Source organism: Pseudocitrobacter corydidari (assembly GCF_021172065.1).
Lineage (GTDB): Bacteria > Pseudomonadota > Gammaproteobacteria > Enterobacterales > Enterobacteriaceae > Pseudocitrobacter > Pseudocitrobacter corydidari.
The window spans coordinates 3,022,487-3,049,004 of sequence record NZ_CP087880.1 but is presented as its reverse complement, the minus strand read 5'-3'; the positions used below and the strand labels follow the sequence as shown (position 1 = coordinate 3,049,004).

General features: G+C 53.5%; 23 protein-coding genes and 1 riboswitch. Of the genes, 9 read left to right on the top strand and 14 right to left on the bottom strand.

Going from position 1 to position 26,518, the window contains the following annotated elements:
* Positions 1-4: 4 nt before the first annotated feature.
* Entirely contained in the window at positions 5-535 is a 531-nt protein-coding gene (locus G163CM_RS14215) for a hypothetical protein (protein ID WP_231825400.1), read from the bottom strand.
* 1,002 nt (positions 536-1,537) lie between these two features.
* Between G163CM_RS14215 and G163CM_RS14210 the strand changes: the two genes are divergently transcribed.
* The gene (locus tag G163CM_RS14210) at positions 1,538-2,002 is read left to right on the top strand and encodes a hypothetical protein (protein ID WP_231825399.1); all 465 of its coding nucleotides are present in this window, start codon (positions 1,538-1,540) and stop codon (positions 2,000-2,002) included.
* Between the two features lie 520 nt (positions 2,003-2,522).
* Here G163CM_RS14210 and G163CM_RS14205 read toward each other — a convergent pair.
* The 4 genes from G163CM_RS14205 to araB form a co-directional block, all read right to left on the bottom strand.
* Complete coding sequence (locus tag G163CM_RS14205) at positions 2,523-3,053, bottom strand: hypothetical protein (RefSeq protein WP_231825398.1); 531 nt, start codon at positions 3,051-3,053, stop codon at positions 2,523-2,525.
* 93 nt (positions 3,054-3,146) lie between these two features.
* On the bottom strand, positions 3,147-3,842 hold the full coding sequence (gene araD, locus G163CM_RS14200; protein ID WP_015965948.1) for an L-ribulose-5-phosphate 4-epimerase: 696 nt from the start codon (positions 3,840-3,842) through the stop codon (positions 3,147-3,149).
* Between the two features lie 303 nt (positions 3,843-4,145).
* Positions 4,146-5,648, bottom strand: a complete 1,503-nt coding sequence (araA, locus tag G163CM_RS14195) for an L-arabinose isomerase (protein ID WP_231825397.1) — start codon at positions 5,646-5,648, stop codon at positions 4,146-4,148.
* 10 nt (positions 5,649-5,658) lie between these two features.
* Positions 5,659-7,368 (bottom strand): ribulokinase, encoded by a 1,710-nt coding sequence (araB, locus tag G163CM_RS14190; protein ID WP_231825396.1) that lies wholly within the window; start codon positions 7,366-7,368, stop codon positions 5,659-5,661.
* A 338-nt stretch (positions 7,369-7,706) separates the two neighbouring features.
* On the opposite strand from araB, the gene araC reads away from it, so the two are divergent.
* Together araC and G163CM_RS14180 are read left to right on the top strand one after the other, a co-directional pair.
* The gene (araC, locus tag G163CM_RS14185) at positions 7,707-8,552 is read left to right on the top strand and encodes an arabinose operon transcriptional regulator AraC (protein WP_015965945.1); all 846 of its coding nucleotides are present in this window, start codon (positions 7,707-7,709) and stop codon (positions 8,550-8,552) included.
* A gap of 129 nt (positions 8,553-8,681) precedes the next feature.
* Positions 8,682-9,449: a DedA family protein gene (locus tag G163CM_RS14180; RefSeq protein WP_015965944.1), complete on the top strand. Its 768-nt coding sequence runs from the start codon at positions 8,682-8,684 to the stop codon at positions 9,447-9,449.
* 36 nt (positions 9,450-9,485) lie between these two features.
* On the opposite strand, the gene thiQ is transcribed toward G163CM_RS14180, so the two are convergent.
* The 4 genes from thiQ to sgrR all read right to left on the bottom strand — a co-directional run bounded on the left by thiQ (position 9,486) and on the right by sgrR (position 14,585).
* The gene (gene thiQ / locus G163CM_RS14175) at positions 9,486-10,217 is read right to left on the bottom strand and encodes a thiamine ABC transporter ATP-binding protein ThiQ (protein WP_231825395.1); all 732 of its coding nucleotides are present in this window, start codon (positions 10,215-10,217) and stop codon (positions 9,486-9,488) included.
* Positions 10,201-11,811 (bottom strand): thiamine/thiamine pyrophosphate ABC transporter permease ThiP, encoded by a 1,611-nt coding sequence (gene thiP, locus G163CM_RS14170; RefSeq protein WP_231825394.1) that lies wholly within the window; start codon positions 11,809-11,811, stop codon positions 10,201-10,203. The genes thiQ and thiP overlap by 17 nt, the downstream gene beginning before the upstream one ends.
* A complete protein-coding gene (thiB, locus tag G163CM_RS14165; protein ID WP_231825393.1) occupies positions 11,787-12,770 on the bottom strand; it encodes a thiamine ABC transporter substrate binding subunit in 984 nt (327 codons plus the stop codon). The genes thiP and thiB overlap by 25 nt, the downstream gene beginning before the upstream one ends.
* A 30-nt stretch (positions 12,771-12,800) precedes the next feature.
* Positions 12,801-12,893, bottom strand: a riboswitch (TPP riboswitch).
* A 36-nt stretch (positions 12,894-12,929) separates the two neighbouring features.
* Positions 12,930-14,585, bottom strand: coding sequence for an HTH-type transcriptional regulator SgrR (gene sgrR / locus G163CM_RS14160; protein ID WP_231825392.1), 1,656 nt, complete (start codon positions 14,583-14,585; stop codon positions 12,930-12,932).
* 87 nt (positions 14,586-14,672) lie between these two features.
* Here sgrR and sgrT point away from each other — a divergent pair, with 87 nt between their 5' ends.
* Positions 14,673-14,825 (top strand): glucose uptake inhibitor SgrT, encoded by a 153-nt coding sequence (sgrT, locus tag G163CM_RS14155; protein ID WP_231825391.1) that lies wholly within the window; start codon positions 14,673-14,675, stop codon positions 14,823-14,825.
* A gap of 85 nt (positions 14,826-14,910) precedes the next feature.
* Positions 14,911-16,089, top strand: a complete 1,179-nt coding sequence (locus G163CM_RS14150) for a sugar efflux transporter (RefSeq protein ID WP_231825390.1) — start codon at positions 14,911-14,913, stop codon at positions 16,087-16,089.
* 201 nt (positions 16,090-16,290) lie between these two features.
* Here the strand turns inward: G163CM_RS14150 and leuD are convergent, their stop codons facing one another.
* The 5 genes from leuD to leuL form a co-directional block, all read right to left on the bottom strand.
* Positions 16,291-16,896 carry a 3-isopropylmalate dehydratase small subunit gene (leuD, locus tag G163CM_RS14145; protein ID WP_231825389.1) on the bottom strand — a complete coding sequence of 202 codons (606 nt, stop codon included), beginning with the start codon at positions 16,894-16,896 and terminating at the stop codon, positions 16,291-16,293.
* 10 nt (positions 16,897-16,906) lie between these two features.
* Positions 16,907-18,307 carry a 3-isopropylmalate dehydratase large subunit gene (leuC, locus tag G163CM_RS14140; RefSeq protein WP_231825388.1) on the bottom strand — a complete coding sequence of 467 codons (1,401 nt, stop codon included), beginning with the start codon at positions 18,305-18,307 and terminating at the stop codon, positions 16,907-16,909.
* Positions 18,308-18,309: 2 nt separating this feature from the next.
* Positions 18,310-19,401 carry a 3-isopropylmalate dehydrogenase gene (gene leuB / locus G163CM_RS14135; protein WP_231825387.1) on the bottom strand — a complete coding sequence of 364 codons (1,092 nt, stop codon included), beginning with the start codon at positions 19,399-19,401 and terminating at the stop codon, positions 18,310-18,312.
* Positions 19,401-20,972: a 2-isopropylmalate synthase gene (leuA, locus tag G163CM_RS14130; RefSeq protein ID WP_231825386.1), complete on the bottom strand. Its 1,572-nt coding sequence runs from the start codon at positions 20,970-20,972 to the stop codon at positions 19,401-19,403. Before leuA ends, leuB begins: the two co-directional genes overlap by 1 nt.
* 92 nt (positions 20,973-21,064) lie before the next feature.
* Positions 21,065-21,151, bottom strand: a complete 87-nt coding sequence (gene leuL, locus G163CM_RS23550) for a leu operon leader peptide (RefSeq protein WP_108475533.1) — start codon at positions 21,149-21,151, stop codon at positions 21,065-21,067.
* Between the two features lie 599 nt (positions 21,152-21,750).
* Here leuL and leuO point away from each other — a divergent pair.
* The 4 genes from leuO to cra all read left to right on the top strand — a co-directional run bounded on the left by leuO (position 21,751) and on the right by cra (position 26,511).
* Positions 21,751-22,722 (top strand): transcriptional regulator LeuO, encoded by a 972-nt coding sequence (leuO, locus tag G163CM_RS14125; protein WP_231825385.1) that lies wholly within the window; start codon positions 21,751-21,753, stop codon positions 22,720-22,722.
* Positions 22,723-23,110: 388 nt separating this feature from the next.
* The gene (gene ilvI / locus G163CM_RS14120; RefSeq protein WP_231825384.1) at positions 23,111-24,835 is read left to right on the top strand and encodes an acetolactate synthase 3 large subunit; all 1,725 of its coding nucleotides are present in this window, start codon (positions 23,111-23,113) and stop codon (positions 24,833-24,835) included.
* A 2-nt stretch (positions 24,836-24,837) separates the two neighbouring features.
* On the top strand, positions 24,838-25,329 hold the full coding sequence (gene ilvN / locus G163CM_RS14115; protein WP_015965932.1) for an acetolactate synthase small subunit: 492 nt from the start codon (positions 24,838-24,840) through the stop codon (positions 25,327-25,329).
* 177 nt (positions 25,330-25,506) lie between these two features.
* A complete protein-coding gene (cra, locus tag G163CM_RS14110) occupies positions 25,507-26,511 on the top strand; it encodes a catabolite repressor/activator (protein ID WP_015965931.1) in 1,005 nt (334 codons plus the stop codon).
* Positions 26,512-26,518 lie beyond the last annotated feature (7 nt).

Below are 26,518 nucleotides of genomic sequence, written 5' to 3'. Positions count from 1 at the left end.
AGAGCTATTTTTCTTTAAATGCTGATGTGTTATTTCTGAACAAGAATTTAACATGTTCGCAGAATGTTGAGTAGTTCTCGAAGATCATCTCTTCGGAGGCAAAGCCACAGCCTAAAAAAAAGCGATGCTTTTTATTATCATGCCCGATGATGGTTAAGTAACATTTTTCATTCTTCGGGTAAATGTCAGGCGTCAGCTGTAGCGTTTTAATGTCATTTAATGACCAGCACTGATTATCGACACGGATATGATTTTGGGCGAGGGCTATCTCTGCGGGAGTGCGGAACTGGATCCGTTTTCTGTTGGCGAAGGCGACAGGAAAAAACATGCCTTGAACTATCAAGCCGAAAATAAACATTAATATGAAAATAGCCAAAGTGAATAATATTAACGTGATTGCGCTTACCCCCAGGAAGAAACCCAGTGCGCCATAGAAGAGACATGTGCCTGTAGCTGTACTCAAGGGTGATACATAATCTATTTTTAATGATTTGGTGATAATTGATTTGTTTAATTTATATATTGTTTCGATCATCTGTTCAATTCCATTGAGTTTAGGGATGATTGTACCTCTCCACTCTTGAAAAGAGTAAATCGTAAGCAGGTATTTTTGATAAGAAATTCAGTATGAAGTTGGTTTCTGAGTTGTATATGGTAATTTTAATAATTTATTAAGATGATGTGGGAAAGTTTTCAGTTGTGCGAAATAAACATATTCTTGTAACTCTCAAGAAAGGCTTCCTATGTAAACTATTTATATGACCAGTTCTACAGGTCTAGTTGAAATTTACCAGGTATATCACGGCACAGGAATTCCATATGTTTACACATTATCGAATATTGTGGGCACGATAAATGTTGACTTTTTTCGTTATACCCAAGGAAGTATTTTTTATTTGTACCTTTTTTATCGATGATTTTAAGAAATCTTTTATGATATGGGCCATAATTTGGTGGGGTGAGTGAACATAAAACTATGTCATTTAATATAAATGTGGAGTTATCAATAATGATTTTATGTTGTTGTAATGTGATATGTGAAGGGGTATTTATTCTTAACGATAACGCCCTGAAAAACATCAAGGTAAAACATAAGAGCTCTAATAATACAGTTATTAATAAAAAAATAAAATTTGTCTCAGAAGTGGCGATACCTTTCATATAAAGACTAAATCCCAGAATAAAGACAGAAAGAGGGATGGATATTAATATGAAAAGGGATCGCCATATAATCAATCTTAATAGTGGCTTCTTATAATTCATGTATGTCACAATCTCATTGATTATATAAACACCATCTTTGTTAGCGAGATTATTATACGCACGTCACAATATTATTGTTGTCAATGCTTGGTATCGTATACTAAAAAATAACCATCATTTTTTCTATTAAATAGTAGAGCATCATTATTCTTTAATGTAAAGATGTAATCTAATAAACACAAATAAATATAGCCTAAATTTAAAGTGGCATGGTATTCTATGTATTAAGGTATGAATGTATTATTCATAATGGAAATGAATTTTGGAGTGTTATATGGAATATTTATTTATAAACAAGAATAAAAAAGTAGTTGGACACATTCTTGTAGGGATAATAACATTATTATGGACACTTGTTTTTTGGTCAGGAGGCTCATTTGCTCTAACAAGATTGCCATCAATCGCAGCGATGGATGCTATAAAATTTATGGTGATACCTTCTGTTGTTTTTTATTTTTTTATCTTTAAGCTTTATATCAGTGGCCCCGATTTTAGAGTGACTGAAACACACCTTGAATTTATAAAAAAAGGAAGGGTTATTCAATCGTTCTCTTTTCAAGAATGTAAAATAACAACCACGGTGACGACTTTTAAAGTCAATGGTATTTCATCTGGGAAGCTTAGGGAGATTAATGTGGATGATGGGAGGTGTATCAAAAAATATGGAATTCATCTTGGTAAGGATGATTTTAATAAAATGATGTCCTTGGTAAATCACTACAGTGCGAGTGAGAATTGAAAAATGAAGTTTGATAACTTGCGTTTTTTGTGGAGTATATTTTATTACGTGGTAATAAGCTGTATAAATAGATTATTTTGATGGTTTTGCATAAAGATTATGCTATTTATTGGCATGCGCCTTTGTTTTTTATTTCTATACTTTTAAAATAAAAATATTTATTTCTTGTAATAAGCGCCTGACCTTTAGGCGCTTATTACTATTCACTATCCGTAACACGCTTTTGCACCATGCTTACACAGATAGTGCTAATTCAGCCGCATATCCGATAGCAGCTATGCCAGCTGGCGGCAGAGGATATCTATGTCGGCCACTTCTTTCAGTACATGGTAGCGGTATGTACCGCGTCTTCCACATTCTCGCCCGATGCGAACTGCACCAGCATGCTCGGCATTTACACAGCGTTGATGTCCTGTCTTCAAGGTTTTCAATAATCTCGTTATCTTTTCCCAATCGTACTCGTGCTTGATTTCCGCGTAGGTCATTTTGCGCGTGCAGGTTTATGGTTTAAACACTTCTATTATTTTTCTTTAAATGCAGAAGTGTTATTTCTGAACAAGAATTTAACATGTGCGCAAAATGTTGAGTAGTTCTCGAAGATCATCTCATCGGAGGCAAAGCCACAGCCTAAATAGAAGCGATGTTTTTTGTTATTATGCGTAATGATGGTTAAGTAACATTTTTCATTCTTAGGGTAAATGTCAGGCGTCAGCTTTAGCGTTTTAATGCCATTCAATGACCAGCACTGATTATCGACACGGATATGATTTTGGGAGAGGGCTATCTCTGCGGGCGCGTTTATGAAAGCACGAACCTTCGACGTGACGGTAAAAGGATAAATGATAAACTCGACTATCATACTGTAAATAAAGGTTAATAGAAAAACCAGTAAACAGCCTGCAAATAATGCTCCGAGACTTCCGCTCAGAAAGAGACACATGGCACCATATAAAAGCATTGTACCGATTGCCGCACCGAACGGTGAGTTAAAATCAATTTTAAGTTTTTTGGGAATAATTGATTTATTTAGCTTATATATTGTTTCTTCCATGCTATTCATTCCATTGAATGCCACGGAATGACTATAAATGAAAGAGTAGAAGAATTAAAGCCAGCGCCAGCGATCAGGCGCTGACGCTGTTATTCACTGCCCGTAATACGCCTTCGCGCCATGCTTACGCAGATAGTGCTTATCCAGCAGCGTTTGCTGCATATCCGGCAACTGTGGCGCAAGCTGGCGGCAGAAAATGCCCATGTAGGCCACTTCTTCCAGCACGATGGCGTTATGTACCGCATCTTCCGCGTTTTTTCCCCACGCGAACGGGCCATGAGAGTGCACCAGCACGCCCGGCATTTGCGCGGCGTCGATGCCCTGTTTTTCAAAGGTTTCGACAATCACGTTACCGGTTTCCCACTCGTACTCGCCGTTGATTTCCGCATCGGTCATTTTGCGCGTGCAGGGAATGGTGCCGTAGAAATAGTCGGCGTGAGTGGTGCCGGTCGCCGGGATGGATTGGCCTGCCTGCGCCCAGATGGTGGCGTGGCGGGAGTGAGTGTGCACAATGCCGCCGATGGTCGGGAATGCCTGATAGAGCAGGCGGTGGGTGGGCGTATCGGAAGAGGGTTTTTTGTTGCCTTCCACCACCTCGCCGGTCGCGATGCTGACCACCACCATATCGTCGGCGGTCATCACGCTGTAATCAACACCGGAGGGTTTAATCACAAATACACCTTTCTCCCGATCGACGGCGCTGACGTTGCCCCAGGTGAGGGTGACCAGGTTGTGTTTTGGCAGCGCCAGGTTGGCGTCGAGCACCTGGCGTTTGAGATCTTCTAGCATATTGGCTCCTGTGTGCCGGATGGCGCTGCGCTTATCCGGCCTACAAATGGCTCTTGTGTGCCGGATGGCGCTGCGCTTATCCGGCCTACATATGGCTCCTGTGTGCCGGATGGCGCTGCGCTTATCCGGCCTACATATGGCTCTTGTGTGCCGGATGGCGCTGCGCTTATCCGGCCTACATATGGCTCCTGTGTGCCGGATGGCGCTTCGCTTATCCGGCCTACATATGGTTCTTGTGTGCCGGATGGTGCTGCGCTTGTAGGCCCGGTAAACGTAGTGCCACCGGGCAATCGTGCGCAGGACTTAACGTTTAAACCCGTAATAAACCTCGTTCCAGCGCAGCGCGTCTTTAAACGCGGGCAGGCGGGTGTCGTTGTCGATAACCGTAATCTCGATGCCGTGCAGTTCAGCGAACTGGCGCATATCGTCCAGCGTCAGGGCATGGCTGAAGACGGTGTGGTGCGCGCCGCCGCCGATGATCCACGCTTCGGAGGCGGTTGCCAGATCCGGCTGCGCTTTCCACAGGGCGTTGGCGACCGGGAGTTTCGGCAGATCGTGCGGGGTTGCCACCGTTTCGATGGTGTTGACCAGCAGGCGGAAACGATCGCCCAGATCCACCAGGCTTGCGACAATCGCCGGGCCGGTTTGGGTGTTGAAGATCAGGCGTGCCGGATCGGCTTTGCCACCGATACCCAGAGGCTGCACATCGAGGATCGGTTTTTCTTCCACCGCGATCGACGGGCACACTTCCAGCATGTGCGAGCCGAGCACCAGGTCGTTGCCGTTATCGAAGTGGTAGGTGTAATCCTCCATAAAGGAGGTGCCGCCCTGCAGACCGGTTGACATCACCTTCATGATGCGAAGCAGGGCGGCAGTTTTCCAGTCGCCTTCGCCCGCAAAGCCGTAGCCCTGCTGCATCAGACGTTGTACCGCCAGGCCCGGAAGCTGTTTCAGGCCGTGGAGATCTTCAAATGTGGTGGTGAAGGCGTGGAAACCACCCTCTTCGAGGAAGCGTTTCATCCCCAGCTCGATGCGCGCGGCATCCAGTACGTTCTGGCGTTTATCACCGTTGATCTGCGCGGCAGGTGTCAGGCGGTAGCTGCTTTCGTATTCGTCGACCAGCGCGTTGATATCGCCATCGCTGACCGCGTTGACCACCTGCACCAGGTCGCCTACCGCCCAGGTGTTGACGGAGAAACCAAACTTAATCTGTGCCGCGACTTTATCGCCGTCGGTCACCGCCACTTCACGCATGTTGTCGCCAAAGCGGCACACTTTCAGATGGCGGGTATCCTGCTTCGACACCGCCTGGCGCATCCATGAGCCGATACGTTCGTGCGCGTTTTTATCCTGCCAGTGGCCGGTTACCACGCTGTGCTGCTGACGCATACGCGCGCCGATAAAGCCGAACTCCCGGCCACCGTGTGCGGTCTGGTTCAGGTTCATAAAGTCCATATCGATGCTGTCCCACGGCAGGGAGGCATTGAACTGGGTATGGAATTGCAGCAGCGGTTTGTTGAGGATAGTCAGGCCGTTGATCCACATTTTGGCCGGTGAGAAGGTGTGCAGCCACACTACCATGCCCGCACATTTATCGTCGTAGTTGGCATCGCGGCAAATCGCGGTGATCTCATCCGGGCGTGTGCCCAGCGGTTTCAGCACCAGTTTGCACGGCAGTTTTGCTTCCGCATTCAGGGCATTGACCACCTGTTCTGCATGCTGCGTGACCTGACGCAGCGCTTCCGGGCCGTAAAGGTGCTGGCTGCCAATTACAAACCAGACTTCATAATTATTAAAAATGGTCATCGTCGTATCCTTAATGAGTCAGCGCTGCTGTGGCGGACGGCGTGGTAGCCGATGGCGCAGCGACAGGGAGATAGTGTTGTTCGGCACTCAGCGCCCATTGCTGGTAGCGCTGATAAAGCTCTTCAAAGCGCTGCGCCTGTTGCGGGCGTGGCTGGAGCGTACTTTCGACGCGGCTTGCCATTTGCGACTGCGCGGCAGGGATATCGCGGTAAACGCCTGCGGCGACGGCGGCAAAGATGGCAGCGCCGAGCGCGCAGCACTGGTCTGAGGCGACAATCTGCAACGGACGGTTGAGCACGTCGCAGCAGGCCTGCATGATGACGCGGTTTTTACGCGCAATGCCGCCCAGCGCCATCACGTTATTTACCGGGATACCCTGGTGGGTGAAGCACTCCATAATGGCGCGCGCGCCAAAGGCGGTGGCAGCAATCAATCCGCCAAATAATGCCGGTGCGTCGGTGGCCAGATTCAGGTCGGTGATCACCCCTTTCAAACGCTGGTTGGCGTTTGGCGTGCGGCGGCCGTTAAACCAGTCGAGTACCACTGGCAGATGATCGAGAGACGGATTGTTGGCCCAGGCTTCGGTCAGCGCAGGCAGGAGTTGCTTCTGGTTCTCTTTAATTTGCGTCTTCAGTTCAGGATGCTGAGCGGCGAGCTGTTCCAGCGGCCAGCCCAGCACGCGGCCAAACCACGCATAGATATCGCCGAACGCCGACTGGCCCGCTTCCATGCCGATAAAATCAGGCACTACGCTGCCGTCAACCTGGCCGCAAATGCCTTTCACCGTGCGATCGCCCACGCTCTCTTTCTCCGCGACAAGAATGTCGCAGGTGGAGGTGCCGATAACTTTCACCAGCGCGTTAGGCTGTGCGCCCGCGCCGACTGCGCCCATATGGCAGTCAAACGCACCGCCGGATATCACTACTTTCTCGGAAAGCCCCAAACGCTGCGCCCATTCCGCGGTGAGCGTGCCCACCGGAACATCGGCGGTCAGGGTGTCGGTAAAGAGCGGGCAGGGAAGGTGCTGATTAAGGATTGGGTCCAGCTCATCAAAGAACGACGCCGGTGGCAGCCCGCCCCAGCTCTCATGCCACAGGGATTTATGCCCGGCGCTACAGCGGCCACGGCGAATATCCTGCGGACGCGTGGTGCCGGAAAGCAGCGCCGGAACCCAGTCGCACAGCTCAATCCATGACGCGGCGGCCTGTGCGACCGCGCTGTCTTCGCGGGTAACGTGCAGAATTTTGGCCCAGAACCATTCGCTGGAGTAAATGCCGCCAATGTAGCGCGAGTAGTCTTCTTTGCCCGGCTGATGGCACAGGCGAGTGATGGCTTCGGCTTCTTCCACGGCGGTGTGGTCTTTCCACAGCACAAACATGGCGTTCGGGTTTTCGGCGAACTCGTCGCGCAGCGCCAGTACGTTGCCGTCGGCGTCAATCGGCGCAGGGGTTGAACCGGTGCTGTCAACGCCAATCCCGACCACGTCGGCCCGTTGAGCGTCGGTGAGCTGTGCCAGCACGCTTTTTAGCGCCGCTTCCATCGACTCAATGTAGTCGCGCGGGTGGTGGCGAAAACGGTTATTCGGGGCGTCGCAGAAGCGGCCCTCCTGCCAGCGCGGATACCATTCAACGCTGGTGGCGATCTCTTCGCCATTCGCGCACTCCACTGCCAGGGCGCGGACCGAGTCGCTGCCAAAATCGAGGCCAATTGCGATTGCCATCGTGTCACTCCATCGTAATAAAACAGGATGGGTTAACACTAGCGATCGCCCGGAAAAATCGTCAGGCAGGAACCGCTAATCTTATGGATAATTTTGCTGTCACATCCCAAAGTGTGACGCTGTGCAAATATTCAATGTGGACTTTTCTGCCGTCTTTATAGACACTTCTGTTACACGCCAGAAACCGTATGTCTCGCGGAATTGTTATCAAAATCGCGGTTTGTCGCGGGGTTAAATGTTTATCGTGAGCGGTGATGGTTTGCACAGGTCGCCGGGAAGGGTGAAAACGTGAATATGGATAATTGGTTTCTTCAAAACATGCGGAGAGCAGACTGAAAATGCCTGAATTGCAAAACGATCCCCTGCTGCCGGGTTACTCCTTTAACGCGCACCTGGTCGCCGGGCTAACACCGATTGATGCCGGAGGCTATCTCGATTTCTTTATCGACCGGCCGCTGGGCATGAAGGGGTTTATTCTTAACCTGACGGTGAAAGGGGAAGGCGTAATTGAAAATCAGGGGCAACAGTTTATTTGTCGCGAAGGCGATATGCTGCTCTTTCCGCCTGGCGAAATTCATCACTACGGGCGTCATCCGGACGCCAGCGAATGGTATCACCAGTGGGTTTACTTCCGCCCTCGCGCCTACTGGCATGAATGGCTGAACTGGCCGACCATTCATGCGCAAACTGGTTTTTTCCGCCCGGATGAAGCGCATCAGGCGTCGATTTCCGCGCTGTTTGGGCAAATTATTGATGCCGGGCAGGGTGTTGGGCGCTATTCAGAACTGCTGGCGATCAACCTGCTGGAACAGCTACTGCTGCGACGCATGGAAGCCATCAATGAATCGCTGCATCCGCCGATGGATAACCGGGTACGCGATGCCTGCCAGTACATCAGCGATCACCTCGCCGATAGCCATTTCGATATCGCAAGCGTTGCCCAACATGTTTGCCTGTCACCGTCGCGGCTGTCGCATCTGTTTCGCCAGCAGCTTGGCGTCAGCGTGCTGAGCTGGCGCGAAGATCAACGCATCAGTCAGGCGAAATTGCTGCTCAGCACTACGCGTATGCCGATTGCTACCGTGGGGCGTAACGTCGGTTTTGAAGATCAGCTCTATTTTTCTCGCGTCTTTAAGAAATGTACCGGCGCCAGCCCGAGCGAATTCCGCGCAGGTTGTGAATAAAAAGTAAAGAAAAGGAAAGGCGGTGTGTGGAGTATTGTCTTTGACAGTAAACTATTCAGACAATTGATGGCTTGACGAAAGTCGGGGTGATGACCAGAATCCCCGATTCGTTTTCAAACCGGACACACTATGCAAGCACTGCTGGAACACTTTATTACCCAGTCCACGACCTATTCACTTGTCGCGGTGGCGCTGGTGGCTTTTCTGGAATCATTAGCGCTGGTCGGTCTGATTTTGCCGGGCACGGTGATGATGGCGGGTCTGGGCGCACTGATTGGTAGCGGCGAGGTTAATTTTTGGCAGGCGTGGCTGGTCGGTATTGTCGGCTGTTTGCTGGGCGACTGGATCTCCTTCTGGCTCGGCTGGCGCTTTAAAAAGCCGCTGCACCGCTGGTCGTTTATGAAAAAGAACAAGGCGCTGCTGGATAAAACCGAGCACGCGCTGCACCAGCACAGCATGTTCACCATTCTGGTTGGGCGCTTTGTCGGGCCAACGCGTCCGGTGGTACCGATGGTCGCCGGGATGCTCGACCTGCCGGTCGCAAAGTTTATTCCGCCGAATATTATTGGTTGCCTGCTCTGGCCGCCGATTTACTTCCTGCCGGGGATTCTGGCGGGGGCCGCGATTGATATTCCTGATGATATGCAAAGCGGTGGCTTTAAGTGGTTGCTGCTGGGTACGGCGCTGCTGTTATGGGTAGCCGCGTGGCTTTGCTGGCGCTTATGGCGCAGCGGAAAAGCAGCGAAAGATCGTCTGACCGATTACCTGCCGCGCCAGCGTTTGCTGTGGGTGGCTCCGCTGATGCTCGGAGTGGGCGTCGTGGCGCTGGTGGCGGCAATCCGCCATCCGTTGATGCCCGTTTACATCGAAATTTTGCGTAAGGTGGTTGGGCTTTAGCGCAGTTTGCCGGATGGCGGCGTACAAAAATGGATGTTAACGAGTAGGCCGGATAAGCGAAGCGCCATCCGGCGCAGCGATGCCGAGTAAGTGCGACGCGCTGGCGTGTCCGCTTAATAGCGCCGTCGTTTCGCCATCCCACGCAATACGCCCGTCGGCGACCACTATCGCGCGTGGCGCAATCCGCGCCGCATCTTCCACGCTATGCGACACCATCAGCAGCGTCATCTGCTCGCGTTCACATACCGCTTTCACCAGTTGCAACATCTCCTGGCGTAGTGCCGGGTCGAGGGCGGAGAAAGGTTCATCCAGCAGCAAAATCGGCTGCTGACGCACCAGACAACGCGCCAGCGCCACGCGTTGACGCTGGCCGCCGGAAAGCTCACCGGGCAGGCGCGTCAGCAAGGACTCAAGCCCCATCTGGTGCGCGATTGCCTGCAACTTCTGCTTTTGCGCGTCGTTCAGCTTCAGCGAAGGCGACATCCCCAGCCCGATGTTTTGCTGCACGCTCAGGTGGCTGAACAAGTTGTTTTCCTGAAACAGCATCGATACCGGGCGACGCGCGGGCGGCGTGCGGGTATGCGTTTCGCTGTTAATCACAATTTCACCGCTGGCGGGCGTCAGAAAACCGGCAACCAAATTCAGCAGCGTACTTTTCCCCGCCCCGCTCGGCCCAAGAATAGCGAGGGTTTCGCCCTGCGCCACGGAGAGGCTAAAGCGCATCGGCAAATGCTGATAAAGCCAGGTAACATCATTGAGTTTTAGCATGGCGTCCCGGTAGTTTTTCAATCACGGTAAAAAGCAGGAAACAGAGCAACAGCAGAAGCAGGGCGGTCACCGCGCCATCCTGGCTGCGATAAGAGCCTATTTGCTGATAAAGATAAAACGGTAGCGTGCGGAAATCGTCATTGCCAAACAGCGCCACCACGCCGAAATCGCCAATGGAGAGCACGCAGGCGAAAGCCAGCGCCTGAGCCAATGGGCGTTTTAGCGCGCGCAGTTCCACCACCTTCAGGCGATTAAAACCGGCCAGCCCCAGCGACTCACACAGCGGTGTATAACGCGCGGTAATATCGCGCATCGGCGTTTCCAGTACTTTCAACGCGTAGGGGATGGCCATCAGCGCATTGGCGAAAATCACCATGCCATCGGCGGAATCGGGCAGACCGACGGTGTTGTTCAGCAGCAGGAAAAAGCCGGTCGCAAGCACAATCCCCGGCATAGCAAGAATCAACATGCCGCTCAGTTCCAGCGTCTGCCCGGCGAGTGGCGCGTTATGCGCGCGTAGCTCGCGGCTGCTCCACAGCAGCATCATGGTCAGCACCACGCTGAGCACGCCAGCGGCGACGGCGATGCGCAGCGAGGTCCACAGCGCCTGCCAGAGCGGCGGCTGTAGCAGGGCGTTGAGCATTGCCGGGTTGATGCCATCGACCAGCACCGCCAGCAGCGGCGGCAGCATCAATAACAGGGCCAGCGTGATCAGCAGGCCATCGCCAAGACGGTTGTACAGACGATCGTCCGGGTCACGCCAGCCCTGCATTTGCGTATTACCGACGGCAATCGCCTTGCTCAGACGCTGGCTAACCAGCACCAGCGTCAGGCAGCACGCCATCTGGATAAGCGCAAGCATCGCCGCTCGCGCCGGGTCATAATCAAAATTAAGCGCCTGATAAATCGCCAGTTCAATGGTCGTTGCTTTCGGCCCGCCGCCCAGCGATAGCACGGTGGCAAAGCTGGCAAAACAGAGCATAAAGATCAGCGTGCTGATGGGCAGAATTTGCCGACGCAACCAGGGCCATTCCACGAAGCGAAAGAAGTTAAATCCGCGCATACCAAGCTGCGCGGCAAGCTGGCGCTGCTCGCCGGGAATTTGTTCCAGCGCCTGAAGCAGCAGGCGGGTCGCCATTGGCATGTTGAAGAAGACGTGCGCCAGCAGGATGCCCTGCAATCCATAAGGCGAGAAATGCCACTCCAGCCCGAGTGATGTGAATATCTGCGCCAGCCAGCCCTGACGCCCGTAGACGCTGAGGATGCCGAATACCGCGACCAGCACGGGCAAAATCAGCGTCATGGCGCACAGGCGCAGCAACGTTTCGCGGCCAGGGAAACGGCGGCGATAGAGCGCGCGGGCGAGGAAAATAGCGGGCACCACCGACAGTAGCGCGGAGAGAAACGCCTGCCAGAAGGAGAAACGCACGACGTGCCAGAGGTAGCTATCTGCCAGCAGCGTCTGCCAGCTGGCTTCCGGGGCGCTAAACCACAGTGCCAGAAAGGCGGCCAGGGCCACGGCGACGATAAGCGTCGCCGCCGTCATTCCTGGCCAAATCCAGCCGGGAATTAACGGCTGACGGCGCGTTGCCATGTCGCAATCCAGTTCTGACGCTGTGCAGCGACGTCCTGCGGGGTAAATTCCAGCGCAGTTTGCGGTTTGACGAGTGAATCAAAGCCTTTTGGCAGCGTCACGTCGGCCACCGGATACATCCAGTTACCCGTCGGGATGGCCTGCTGGAACGCCGGGGAAACCATAAACTTGAGGAATTTTTCGGCCAGCTCAGGCTGTTTGCTGGCGGCGGTACGCGCGGCGACTTCGACCTGCAGGTAGTGCCCTTCGGCAAATGAGGCGGCGGCGTAGTTCTCTTTTTTCTCTTCGATAATGTGATACGCCGGAGAGGTGGTGTAGCTCAGCACCAGGTCGCTTTCCCCTTTCAGGAATAAACCATACGCTTCGCTCCAGCCTTTGGTCACGGTGACGGTTTTCGCCGCCAGTTTCTGCCAGGCTTCAGCTGTTTTGTCGCCATACACTTTTTGCATCCACAGCAGCAGGCCCAGGCCCGGCGTGCTGGTGCGCGGGTCCTGATAAATCACGCGCCATTTCTGGTCGCTCTCGACCAGTTCTTTCAGGCTTTTCGGCGGGTTCTTCAGTTTGTTTTTATCGTAAACGAAGGCGAAATAGCCGTAATCGAAGGGAACAAAGGTGTCATCTTTCCAGCCGCCGGGAACGGTAACGGCGCTTGCCGGAATGCCGCTTTTGGCGAACAATTTTGTCTGGCTGGCGGCCTGCAGCAGATTGTTATCCAGCCCCAGCACCACGTCGGCTTTGCTCTTTTTCCCTTCCATGCGCAGGCGGTTAAGCAGTGATACGCCATCTTCCAGCGCCACGAATTTCAGCTCGCAGGCACAGTCGGCTTCAAAGGCTTTTTTCACCACCGGGCCTGGGCCCCAGTCGGCGGCGAAGGAGTCGTAGGTGTAAACCGTGAGTACCGGTTTGGCGAAAGCTGGCAGGGCGAGAAGCGCCAACAGCGGCAGACATTTTTTTAACACTTTGCACCTCAGTGAGCAGGTGGCAAAGGATTTTGAGTTGGCCTCAAATCCCTCCGCCGGCGTTATCCGGATCAGGTTCGACGGGTTTAATCTCAGCAGACTTCTGCACCCCGTTGAGTAGCTCGCTATTGTAATGATTACGTGAATAAATCAAAAGCGCTATGGATCCGGCGGAGCGAACCACGCGGATTTAAAGTCGAACCAGCCGAGGGTGTTCATGCGCACGCCGCGCATACTGCGTTGCCCCTGAATGCGCAGCCAGTGGTGGATGAGCGGCACAATCGCCTGCTGCTCCAGCAACTGCTTGCACCAGGTGGGGAGATCCAGCTCGCCCGCATGCCACTGGCGGATATCTGCCTGCCAGTCGCGGGCGATGCAGTGTTGAAGCAGCGGCACTTCGCAAAGATGCGCGAACAGGGAGAAGTTTAACGGTAGCGTGAAGTTGGCGCTGTTGAGCCACACATCGCTAACCACTTCGCCGCTGTGCCATTCGTCGTAGTCCACTTCGTTGACCTCCAGTGTGACCTGATGTTCGGCCAGCAGTTGCGCCATGATGCGGGCAATCACTTTATGTTCGACGTGGTCGCGATAGAAACCAATCGTGATGCGCTCCAGCCCAGCGGGTTTTTCGTGGGTTTTACTGTGCGCGTGGTGCCAGCGCGGCAGCAGGCCGTAGGCCGGGAACCAGTACTGCTGATACTGTTCGCTGGCGTGATAGAGCAAATTCGCCGGGGCCAGCACGTGGCTTAGCCACTGGCGTACGTGGTGATTGGCGCCGCGCGACGAGCGGGCGTCAAACAGCAGATAGTAGCACCCCTCTTCAAGACGACTTTCGACGGCCTGTTCGCTCTGGGTGGTGCCCTGCAACGTCAGGCCACAGCTGAGATCTTCCGCCACGTCGGGTAACACCCAAACATTCACTTCATCTATTAATGCACGAAAACCGAAATACTCTTCGAAAGCGTGGATTTTGAGCTGGTTCTGGTTATTGCGCACCACCGCGTAAGGGCCGGTACCTACCGGCTGGCGGGAGAAATGCGGCATGGATGACCACTCGTGCGGCAGGATCATTGCCGGAGTATGACCGAGCAGCCACGGTAGCCAGCGGTCCGCGTGGGAGAGATGGATATCCAGCGTCCATGCGGTCGGTGACACTATTTGAGTGATATGAGAATAGAGCGGCAGCCTGTTAATGCGTTCCAGCGAATGGATAATGTCTTCCATCTCCAGCTCGCGACCATGATGGAAATGAATGCCGGGGCGCAAATAAAAGCGCCAGTGCAGAGGGGATATCTCCTTCCAGTGGTGCGCAATATCGGCTTCCAGTTCCCCGTTTTCCTCATTTATGCGCGTCAGGGCGCTGAAAATTTGCCGCGCGATATGGGTTTCTGATCGACGTAACGCCGTACCGGGCAACAGATTTTGCATCGGGCGGTAGTAGAGCACGCGCAGAATGTGCTTCCCCTGGCGAAAGCTGCGTCCCAGGTGGGAGACCAGCATTTGTCGCACCGTCGATTTGTCGCCAACCAGCTGCACCAGTTGGTCAATTCTGTCCTGCTCCAGCAGGTCTTCCGCCCGCTGCTGCTGCAATGCCAGCCCGGTATAGAGGAAGGTTAAACGCGAGCGTTTACCCCGCCCGGCCTCGGCTTCCCAGGTTAGCCAGCCCCGCGCTTCCATGGTGTTTAACAGGGTTCGCATATGGCGACGCGAGCAGCTCAGCAGCTCCGCCAGTTCGTTCAGCGTCGTTTCCTGCGCTTTGCCGTCGCAGCATTGCCACAAACGGATGAATTGTTGTTGCAGTCGACCAGAAGGCATAAAAGAGGAACTCCTGATAAAAACTCAGCAATTTATTAATCCCTATATTAAGCCAATAATCAATCTCGATGAAGCGGGGAGGTGAACATGAAGAGGTCAACCACACGTCAGTTTTATCAGCGCTATTTTTACGCAACACGTCATGTTTCCTGGCTGGCCCGCCAGTTGGCAGGGATGCGCCTTAAAATGCTTGAAGAACTGATGCAGTGGGAGGTTACGCGCTCGACCTCTGAACACTAAATCGCCAAATCATGTGTGACTGAGTATTTGCCAGCAGGTATTATCTGCTGGCTTTTTTTATTTCTCGCGCGCTAAAGGATTTCTCATGCTCTGGATTATGACGATGGGACGACGTCTCAACGGTGTCTACGCGGCCTTTATGCTGGTGGCGTTTATGATGGGCGTGGCGGGGGCGCTGCAGGCGCCGACGCTGAGCCTGTTTCTCAGTCGGGAAGTTGGCGCTCAGCCATTCTGGGTTGGGCTGTTTTACACGGTCAACGCCATCGCCGGGATTCTGGTCAGCCTGTGGCTGGCGAAACGCTCCGACAGCCAGGGCGATCGCCGCAAGCTCATCATGTTCTGCTGCCTGATGGCGGTGGGTAACGCGCTGCTGTTCGCGTTTAATCGCCACTATTTAACGCTGATCACCTGCGGCGTTTTGCTGGCGTCGATCGCCAACGCCGCGATGCCGCAGCTGTTTGCGCTGGCCCGCGAATATGCCGACAGCTCGGCGCGGGAAGTGGTGATGTTCAGCTCGGTGATGCGTGCGCAGCTCTCGCTGGCGTGGGTCATTGGCCCGCCGCTGGCGTTTATGCTGGCGCTTAATTACGGCTTTACGATGATGTTCGCCATTGCCGCCGGAATTTTTGCCATCAGCCTGGCGATGATTGCGCTGATGCTGCCCTCGGTGGCGCGTATTGAGCAGGCGGCGGACGTTGAAATCACTCAGATCAGCGGCTGGAACGATCCTAACGTGCGGATGCTGTTTATCGCCTCGACGCTGATGTGGACCTGCAACACCATGTATATCATCGACATGCCGCTGTGGATCAGTAGCGATCTCGGCCTGCCGGATAAACTGGCCGGGATCCTGATGGGTACCGCCGCCGGGCTGGAAATTCCGGCGATGATCCTCGCGGGGTATTACGTCAAACGCTTTGGTAAGCGTCGTATGATGGTGACATCGGTGGCGTTTGGCGTGCTGTTTTATATTGGCTTAATTCTGTTTCACAGCGAAACGGCGCTGCTGATTTTGCAACTGTTTAACGCGGTGTTTATCGGCATTGTTGCCGGGATCGGCATGCTGTGGTTCCAGGATTTAATGCCGGGGCGTGCAGGCTCAGCAACGACGTTGTTTACCAACAGTATTTCCACGGGCGTGATTCTGGCCGGGGTGATTCAGGGGGCCATTGCGCAAAGCTATGGTCACGCGATGGTGTATTGGGTGATTGCCGGGATTTCGCTGGTGACGCTGTTTATGACCAGCCGGGTGAAAGACGTTTAAGGGCGTTGCGCATCAAACCGCCGGATGGCGGCTACGCCTTATCCGGCCTACAAAGGATTCATGCCCGTAGGCCGGATAAGCGCAGCGCCATCCGGCAACCAACGGCTCCGTTCCGTAGGCCGAATAAGCGCAGCGCCATCCGGCAACCAACGGCTCCGTCCCGTAGGCCGGATAAGCGCAGCGCCATCCGGCGCAGCTGCACTAGCGCATAAACGCCGGCTGCTTATTCTCATACGCCGAAATGGCGTCTTCGTGTTGCAGTGTCAGGCCGATGCTGTCCAGGCCGTTCAACATGCAGTGGCGGCGGAAATCATCAATCTTAAAGCTATAAGACTTCTCGCCTGCTTTCACCACCTGCGCTTCCAGATCCACCTCAAAGGTGATGCCCGGATTCGCCTGCACCAGCGCGAACAGTTCATCAACCTGCGCATCGCTGAGCGTCACCGGCAGCAGCTGGTTGTTGAAGCTGTTGCCGTAGAAGATATCAGCGAAGCTTGGGGCAATGACCACTTTAAAACCGTAATCGGTCAGCGCCCACGGCGCGTGTTCACGCGAGGAGCCGCAGCCAAAGTTTTCCCGAGCCAGCAGAATCGACGCGCCTTTGTACACCGGGAAGTTCAGCACGAATTCCGGGTTTGGCTGCTCGCCTTTATCGTCCAGAAAACGCCAGTCGTTGAACAGGTGCGCGCCAAAACCGGTGCGAGTCACTTTCTGTAAAAACTGTTTTGGAATGATGGCGTCGGTATCGACGTTCGCCGCGTCCAGCGGAACCACCAGCCCGGTATGTTGGGTAAATTTCTCTGCCATGATGGTTTCCTTATTTCAGACTGCGAATATCGGCGAAATGACCGCTAACGGCAGCTGCCGCTGCCATTGCCGGGCTGACCAGATGCGTGCGGCCACCACGGCCCTGACGGCCTTCAAAGTTACGGTTGCTGGTGGATGCGCAACGCTCACCTGGGTTCAGGCGATCGTTGTTCATCGCCAGGCACATGGAGCAGCCCGGTAAGCGCCACTCAAAGCCGGCTTCGATAAAGATCTTATCCAGACCTTCCGCTTCTGCCTGCGCTTTTACCGGGCCGGAGCCAGGCACAACCAGCGCCTGCACGCCCGGTGCGACTTTACGCCCTTTGGCGATTTCCGCCGCCGCGCGCAAATCTTCGATGCGCGAGTTGGTGCAGGATCCAATAAACACTTTATCGATCGCCACTTCCGTCAGCGGTACGCCCGATTTCAGGCCCATATAGGCCAGCGCTTTTTCCGCCGACGCGCGTTCAACCGGATCGGCAAACGAAGCCGGATCGGGAATGTTGTCATTAACAGAGATAACCTGCCCTGGGTTGGTGCCCCACGTCACCTGTGGAGCGATCTCTTCGGCCTGCAAGGTGACGGTGGCGTCAAATTTCGCGCCTTCATCCGTATGCAGGGTTTTCCAGTACGCGACCGCATCGTCGAAATCTTTCGCTTTCGGCGCGTGCAGGCGGCCTTTGACGTAGTTAAAGGTGGTGTCATCCGGGGCGACCAGGCCCGCTTTCGCGCCCATTTCAATCGCCATGTTGCACAGGGTCATGCGGCCTTCCATGCTCAGCGCACGGATGGCATCGCCGCAGAATTCGACCACATATCCGGTGCCGCCTGCGCTGCCGGTTTTGCCGATAATCGCCAGCACGATGTCTTTCGCGGTGATGCCCGGTGCGGCGGTGCCTTTGACTTCAATCTTCATGGTTTTGGCGCGACCCTGTTTCAGGGTTTGCGTCGCCAGCACGTGTTCCACTTCGGAGGTGCCGATACCAAACGCCAGCGCGCCAAATGCGCCGTGGGTGGCGGTGTGGGAGTCGCCGCAGACGATGGTCATGCCCGGCAGGGTGATGCCCTGTTCCGGCCCCATCACGTGCACGATACCCTGATACGGGTGGTTCAGGTCGTACAACTCAACGCCGAACGCGTTGCAGTTTTTAATCAGTTCCTGCATCTGAATACGGGCCATCTCGCCGGACGCGTTGATATCTTTGGTTTGCGTCGAAACGTTGTGGTCCATAGTGGCGAAGGTTTTACCCGGCTGACGTACCGGGCGATTGTGCGCGCGCAGGCCATCAAACGCCTGTGGCGAGGTGACTTCGTGCACCAGATGACGGTCGATGTACAGCAGCGGCGTTTCGCTGGGCGCTTCATAAACCACGTGGGCATCGAACAATTTTTCATACAGCGTCTTTGCCATGATTACACCCCTTCAGCGATATAGCGGGCCACGATATCGCCCATTTCATCAGTACTGACCGCCGCGCCGCCGCGTGCTAAATCACCGGTGCGAATACCTTCTTCCAGCGCGCGGTTAATCGCATTTTCAATGGCATCTGCCGCGTCGTTCGCGTCCAGGCTGTAGCGCAGCAGCAGCGCCAGCGACAGGATCTGAGCGATCGGGTTGGCGATGTTTTTCCCGGCGATATCCGGCGCAGATCCGCCCGCCGGTTCATACAGGCCGAAACCTTGCTCATTCAGGCTGGCGGAAGGCAGCATGCCCATTGAGCCGGTAATCATCGCGCATTCGTCAGAGAGAATGTCGCCGAACAGGTTGGAGCACAGCACCACGTCAAACTGCGACGGATCTTTGATCATCTGCATGGTGGCGTTATCGATATACATATGGTTCAGCTCAACGTCGGCATACTCGCTGCCAATTTCGGTAACGATTTCACGCCACAGAATGGAGGACTGCAATACGTTGGATTTATCAATTGAGGTCACTTTGTGACGGCGTTTACGCGCTGATTCAAACGCGATGCGCGCAATACGTTCGATTTCGAAACGGTGATACACCTCGGTATCAAACGCTTTTTCGTACTGACCACTGCCTTCGCGGCCTTTCGGCTGGCCGAAGTAGATACCGCCGGTCAGTTCACGCACGCAGAGAATGTCGAAACCGTTGGCGGCGATATCGGCGCGCAGCGGGCAGAACTCCTCCAGCCCCTGATACAGTTTGGCCGGGCGCAGATTGCTGAACAGTTTGAAGTGCTTACGCAGCGGCAGCAGCGCGCCGCGTTCAGGTTGATCGTTTGGCGGCAGGTGTTCCCATTTCGGGCCGCCTACGGAGCCAAACAGCACCGCGTCAGCCTGCTCGCACCCTTCAACGGTGGCTTTCGGCAGCGGCGTACCGTGATTATCAATCGCGATACCGCCCACATCGTAGTGGCTGGTGGTGATACGCATATCGAAACGTTGACGAATCGCTTCCAGTACTTTCAAAGCCTGTGTCATGACTTCCGGGCCAATACCGTCACCTGGTAACACAGCAATATGGTAATTCTTCGACATTACACGGTTTCCTTTTTGTTCTCGTTATTCTGAGCTTTGCGTTGCAACTCTTTTTCAACTTCGGCGGCGCGCCAGATGTTATTCAGGACGTGAACCATCGCTTTCGCTGAGGATTCAACGATGTCAGTCGCCAGGCCCACGCCGTGGAAGCGACGACCGTTATGGGTAACGACGATATCCACCTGACCCAGCGCATCTTTGCCGTGGCCTTTGGCGCTCAGGCCGTATTTCACCAGTTCGATGTCGTATTGCGTGATACGGTTAATCGCGTGGTAAATGGCATCGACCGGGCCGTTACCGTTGGCGGCTTCGGCTTTCACTTCATCGCCGCAGGCCAGTTTGACGGAGGCGGTGGCGATATCGCTGGAACCTGACTGCACGCTGAAGTAGTCCAGACGGAAATGTTCTGGCTCTTCCTGCTGTTTGTTGATGAACGCCAGCGCTTCCAGGTCGTAATCGAAGACCTGGCCTTTTTTGTCTGCCAGCTTCAGGAAGGCGTCGTACAGCTGATCCATGCTGTAGTCGGTTTCTTTGTAGCCCATCTCGTCCATGCGGTGTTTCACTGCCGCACGGCCAGAGCGAGAGGTCAGGTTCAGCTGTACCTGATTCAGGCCGATAGATTCCGGGGTCATGATTTCGTAGTTTTCGCGGTTTTTCAGCACGCCGTCCTGGTGAATACCGGAGGAATGGGCGAAGGCGCCGCTGCCGATGATCGCTTTGTTCGCCGGAATTGGCATATTGCAGATCTGGCTAACGGTCTGGCTGGTACGCCAGATTTCATTGTGGTTGATGTTGGTGTGCAGATCCATGATGTCTTTGCGCACCTTAATGGCCATGATGACCTCTTCCAGCGAGCAGTTACCGGCGCGCTCGCCGATACCGTTCATCGCGCCTTCAACCTGACGGGCACCGGCATGGACTGCGGCAATGGAGTTGCCCACGGCCAGGCCTAAATCGTCATGGGTGTGAACGGAGATAATCGCTTTATCGATATTCGGTACGCGCTCATACAGGCCAGTGATGATATTACCGAACTCGAACGGCATGGTGTAACCGACGGTATCCGGAATATTGATGGTAGTAGCGCCCGCGTTAATGGCCGCTTCAACCACGCGCGCTAACTGGTCAATTGGTGTACGCCCCGCATCTTCACAAGAGAACTCGACGTCGTCGGTGTAGTTACGCGCACGTTTCACCATGTACACCGCGCGCTCAATCACTTCGTCCAGCGTGCTGCGCAGCTTGGTGGCGATGTGCATCGGTGAGGTGGCGATAAAGGTATGAATACGGAATGCTTCGGCCACTTTCAGGGACTCGGCTGCCACATCAATGTCGTGCTCGACGCAACGAGCCAGTGCGCAGACGCGGCTGTTTTTAATGTTGCGGGCAATGGTCTGTACCGATTCGAAGTCGCCCGGTGAAGAGACCGGAAACCCGACTTCCATCACATCGACGCCCATACGCTCAAGGGCGAAGGCAATCTGCAGTTTTTCTTTCACACTCAGGCTTGCCTGTAACGCCTGTTCGCCGTCACGTAAGGTGGTATCGAAGATAATGACTTGTTGGCTCATGTTTGAGGTCCTTAGTTCACTTGGGGCGCCTTGCTACGAGCGAAAAAAAACCCGCGCAACGGCGCGGGTTCTGATTCTTACTGGATGATGACTTAACGCTTAACGTCGTCCAGCAGTCTACCGCGCACAAAAGAGGCGTTTAGTAGTAGTAGACCGTTGAAACGAGTAGTGCGGATCATTGTCGTCATGCTCCAGATGAATTCGATATGCTTTTAGTGGTACTGGATATGATGATTGATGTCAACACTTGTTGGTTAAAAGCCTCTGCCAATGACCTTCCTGGATAGGGTTTGAATTAGCTAATTGTGCTGACGGATGTCACAAAATGCAGAGGATCGTTTTTGGGTCTGGCAATCATTTTTATATTTTGTCGCAAATAAAAATATTTTTTGGCAATCGCTTACGATGTTGTGGAGCCAGGGCCGCTGGCTTATCGCGCTGATTTAATAGTGTTTCTTCAACTAAAATATTTTTATTGTGAATATATCGGAAGTGGGATTGCTAAAAAAACGTTAATAAATTTCAACGGGAAATATAACAGTTTAATAAAACTTAAAGTATCGTTAATTATAAGTGCTGTTGTTTATTTACCAAATCTATGGGTAAACTATATCTAATTAGTTTTTCTGATATGAATTCCCTTCTGGCTTCTGTGGACTCGGCTCCTCTGGGCCTTTATGAATTCCTAATTTTATCAATTTCTCTTTTTTGGATCTTATATGCATGGTAAATCATATTGTCATAATATATTTCTGCGATTTTGCAAAGGGAGTTTAGCATGACAGTGGAGTCAGAAAGTGTAGTAATGAAACCGGAACAGCATAGCGGTAATCTTCATGAAAGTAGCAAACCTCAACTCAGAATGGTTGACCTCAACTTGCTGACTGTGTTTGACGCCGTGATGCAGGAACAAAACATTACTCGTGCCGCACATATGCTGGGTATGTCGCAGCCTGCGGTCAGTAACGCGGTGGCGCGTTTGAAGGTGATGTTTAATGATGAGCTATTTGTGCGCTATGGTCGTGGTATTCAACCCACCGCGCGTGCATTCCAGCTTTTCGGTTCTGTTCGCCAGGCTTTACAACTGGTGCAAAATGAACTGCCAGGGTCGGGTTTTGAACCTGTCAGTAGCGAACGCGTATTTAATCTTTGCGTATGTAGCCCACTGGATAACTATTTAACATCGATTATTTTTAACCGTGTTGCAGAAATAGCACCAAATATCCATTTAGTATTTAAGTCATCCTTAAATCAGAATACCGAACATCAGCTGCGCTACCAGGAAATTGAATTCGTTCTGGGATATGAAGAGTTCCGTCGCCCGGAATTTGCCTGCGTACCGTTATTTAATGATGAGATGGTATTGGTCGCCAGCAAAAAACATCCGCGCATCAATGGGCCGTTAACCGAAAACTCTGTGTATCAGGAAGAGCATGCCGTTGTCGCGTTGGATCGCTATGCATCATTTAGCCAACCATGGTATGACACACCGGATAAACAAAGTCGCATTGCTTATCAGGGCATGGCGCTGATCAGCGTATTAAATGTGGTGTCGCAAACGAATCTTGTCGCCATTGCGCCACGCTGGCTGGCTGAAGAGTTTTCCGAGAAGTTGGCGCTGCAGGTTCTGCCGCTGCCAATGAAGGTAAATAGCCGTACCTGCTATCTTTCCTGGCATGAAGCTGCCGGCAGGGACCGTGGTCATCAGTGGATGGAAGAGCTGCTGGTGAACGTTTGCCGTCATCAGTAATACAAAAGAATAGCCGGATGTGAAAGCATCCGGTTTATTTTGTACTGAAGTAAAAATAAAGAATTTTATTCTGTTGTTGCCCGTGATGATTTGTCGTCGGGTGATAAAAAATGGAGGTTTTGCTACGAAACGCGTATTCCTCCGAGTATCTGCCAAACGCTTTTCTTATCGTTGAATTATTCCACCACCTTTATTGTTGTTTGCTTTCTTTTCTTCTTTTTCCCCTTTAAGACTCCGTAGTTACGCCGATTGCCTGCCTGATGCTGAGCGGTTATGTTGTTTCATTATGGTAATTACATAAGCATGCGCGGTCAGTTGGCTGACCGTGCGGCATGATTGCGCGGAAATGAATTCTGCCATCATCAAAATATCAGCCTGGAGGCAAACCATGGAGATGTTGTCTGGCGCCGAGATGGTCGTCCGGTCGTTAATCGATCAGGGCGTGAAGCAGGTCTTTGGCTATCCCGGGGGCGCGGTCCTCGATATCTACGATGCGCTGCATACCGTTGGCGGAATCGATCATGTGCTGGTGCGCCATGAGCAGGCGGCGGTGCATATGGCGGATGGCCTTGCGCGCGCGACCGGTGAAGTCGGCGTGGTGCTGGTGACATCCGGGCCGGGCGCGACCAACGCGATTACGGGTATTGCAACAGCGTATATGGACTCCATCCCGTTGGTGGTGCTTTCAGGTCAGGTGGCGACCTCGCTGATTGGCTATGACGCCTTTCAGGAGTGCGACATGGTGGGGATCTCCCGCCCGGTCGTGAAGCACAGCTTCCTGGTGAAGCAGACGGAAGATATTCCGGGTGTACTGAAGAAAGCCTTCTGGCTGGCGGCCAGCGGTCGCCCTGGCCCGGTCGTCGTGGATCTGCCGAAAGATATTCTCAACCCGGCGAATAAGCTGCCGTATCACTACCCCGATTCGGTCAGCATGCGCTCCTATAACCCGACCACCACCGGGCACAAAGGGCAAATTAAGCGCGCGCTGCAAACGCTGGTGGCAGCTAAAAAACCAGTCGTTTACGTCGGTGGCGGGGCGGTTAACGCCGAGTGCCATGAACAATTACGCACGCTGATTGAAAAACTGAATCTGCCGGTGGCGTCATCGCTGATGGGGCTCGGCGCATTCCCGGCAACGCATCAGCAGGCGCTGGGTATGTTGGGCATGCACGGCACCTATGAAGCCAACATGACGATGCACAATTCCGATGTGATCTTCGCCGTTGGCGTGCGCTTTGACGATCGCACCACCAATAATCTGGCGAAATACTGCCCGGATGCCACCGTGCTGCACATTGATATCGATCCGACCTCGATCTCGAAAACCGTTGCGGCGGATATTCCGATCGTTGGCGATGCGCGGCTGGTGCTGGAGCAGATGCTGGAACTGCTGGATCAAGAAGAGACAATGCAGCCGCTGGATGAGATCCGCGACTGGTGGCAACAAATCGAGCAGTGGCGCGCGCGTCACTGCCTTAGCTACGACAAAAACAGCGATCAAATCAAGCCGCAGGCGGTCATCGAAACGATCTGGCGGCTGACGGAAGGTGAGGCTTACGTAACCTCCGACGTGGGGCAGCATCAGATGTTCGCTGCACTCTATTATCCATTCAATAAACCGCGTCGCTGGATCAACTCCGGCGGTCTTGGCACGATGGGCTTTGGCCTGCCCGCTGCGCTGGGCGTGAAAATGGCGCTGCCGGATGAAACGGTAGTCTGCGTGACCGGCGATGGCAGTATTCAGATGAACATTCAGGAACTCTCCACCGCCTTGCAGTACAACCTGCCGGTGCTGGTGCTGAACCTGAATAACGGTTATCTCGGCATGGTGAAGCAGTGGCAGGACATGATTTACTCCGGTCGCCACTCGCAATCCTATATGCAATCGTTGCCGGATTTCGTGCGTCTGGCGGAAGCGTATGGCCATGTGGGAATACGCATCACCACGCCTGACGAGCTGGAAAGCAAACTGGCACAGGCGCTGGAGCAGGTGCGCAACAACCGTCTGGTGTTTGTCGATGTGGCGGTTGATGGCAGTGAGCATGTCTATCCGATGCATATTCGCGGTGGCGGAATGGACGAGATGTGGTTGAGTAAAACGGAGAGAACCTGATTATGCGCCGGATATTATCTGTATTGCTGGAAAACGAATCGGGCGCGCTGTCACGCGTAATTGGTCTTTTCTCACAGCGTGGCTACAACATTGAGAGCCTGACCGTTGCACCCACCGACGACCCAACCCTCTCGCGTATGACCATTCAAACGGTCGGCGATGACAAAGCCATTGAGCAGATTGAAAAGCAGCTGCACAAGCTGGTGGATGTGCTGCGGGTGAATGAAATCGGCCAGGGCGCGTACGTTGAGCGTGAAATCATGCTGGTTAAAGTGCAGGCCAGCGGTTACGGGCGCGACGAAGTGAAACGCAACACGGAAATCTTCCGTGGGCAAATTATCGACGTCACGCCCTCTATTTATACCGTTCAACTGGCGGGCACCAGCGACAAGCTGGATGCGTTCCTTGCGTCGCTGCGTGATGTTGCCCGAATCGTTGAAGTGGCGCGCTCGGGCGTAGTGGGGCTCTCGCGCGGCGATAAGATCATGCGTTAGTGCAGAACTCATCCGTTTTACGTAGCCCAGCGTCGCGTTGGGCTTTTTTTTGCGAAACGGGCAGTAACTGCGAACAAAAGCTATTGCCGCTGCCAGGAATCTGCGGTTAGATGTTATAAATTTTATTCCATAATTTAACAATGGTTATGGATTGTACAAGTTAAGCAAGGGGCAATTGTGAAACTGGATGAAATCGCCCGGCTTGCCGGTGTGTCACGAACCACCGCCAGCTATGTGATTAACGGTAAGGCCAAGCAGTATCGCGTCAGCGATAAAACAGTCGAAAAAGTGATGGCCGTGGTGCGCGAGCATAACTACCATCCTAACGCCGTCGCTGCCGGGTTACGTGCGGGACGCACGCGTTCCATCGGGTTGGTGATCCCTGACCTGGAAAACACCAGCTATACCCGTATTGCGAACTATCTTGAACGCCAGGCGCGTCAGCGTGGGTATCAGCTGTTGATCGCCTGTTCGGAAGATCAGCCCGACAACGAGATGCGCTGTATTGAGCATCTGCTGCAACGCCAGGTCGATGCCATCATCGTTTCCACGTCTCTGCCGCCGGAACATCCTTTCTATCAGCGTTGGGCGAATGATTCATTCCCCATCGTCGCACTGGACCGCGCGCTGGATCGCGAACATTTCACCAGCGTCGTCGGGGCCGATCAGGACGATGCCGAAATGCTGGCGGAAGAGCTACGTAAGTTCCCGGCAGAAACGGTCCTCTATTTAGGTGCGTTACCGGAACTCTCCGTGAGCTTCCTGCGTGAACAGGGCTTCCGTACCGCGTGGAAAGATGACCCTCGCGAAGTTCACTACCTCTACGCCAACAGCTATGAGCGCGAAGCGGCTGCCGTGCTGTTTGAAAAATGGCTGGAAACCCATCCTATGCCGGATGCGCTGTTCACGACGTCATTTGCCTTGTTGCAGGGCGTGATGGACGTGACGCTGCGCCGCGAAGGGAAGCTGCCTTCAGAGCTGGCGATTGCCACCTTCGGCGATAATGAACTGCTCGATTTCCTGCAGTGCCCGGTGCTTGCCGTGGCGCAGCGTCACCGCGATGTGGCCGAGCGGGTGCTGGAAATTGTGCTGGCGAGTCTCGATGAACCGCGCAAACCGAAGCCAGGCCTGAGCCGCATTCGTCGTAATCTTTACCGTCGGGGCAGTCTGAGCCGTCGTTAAGCCTGCT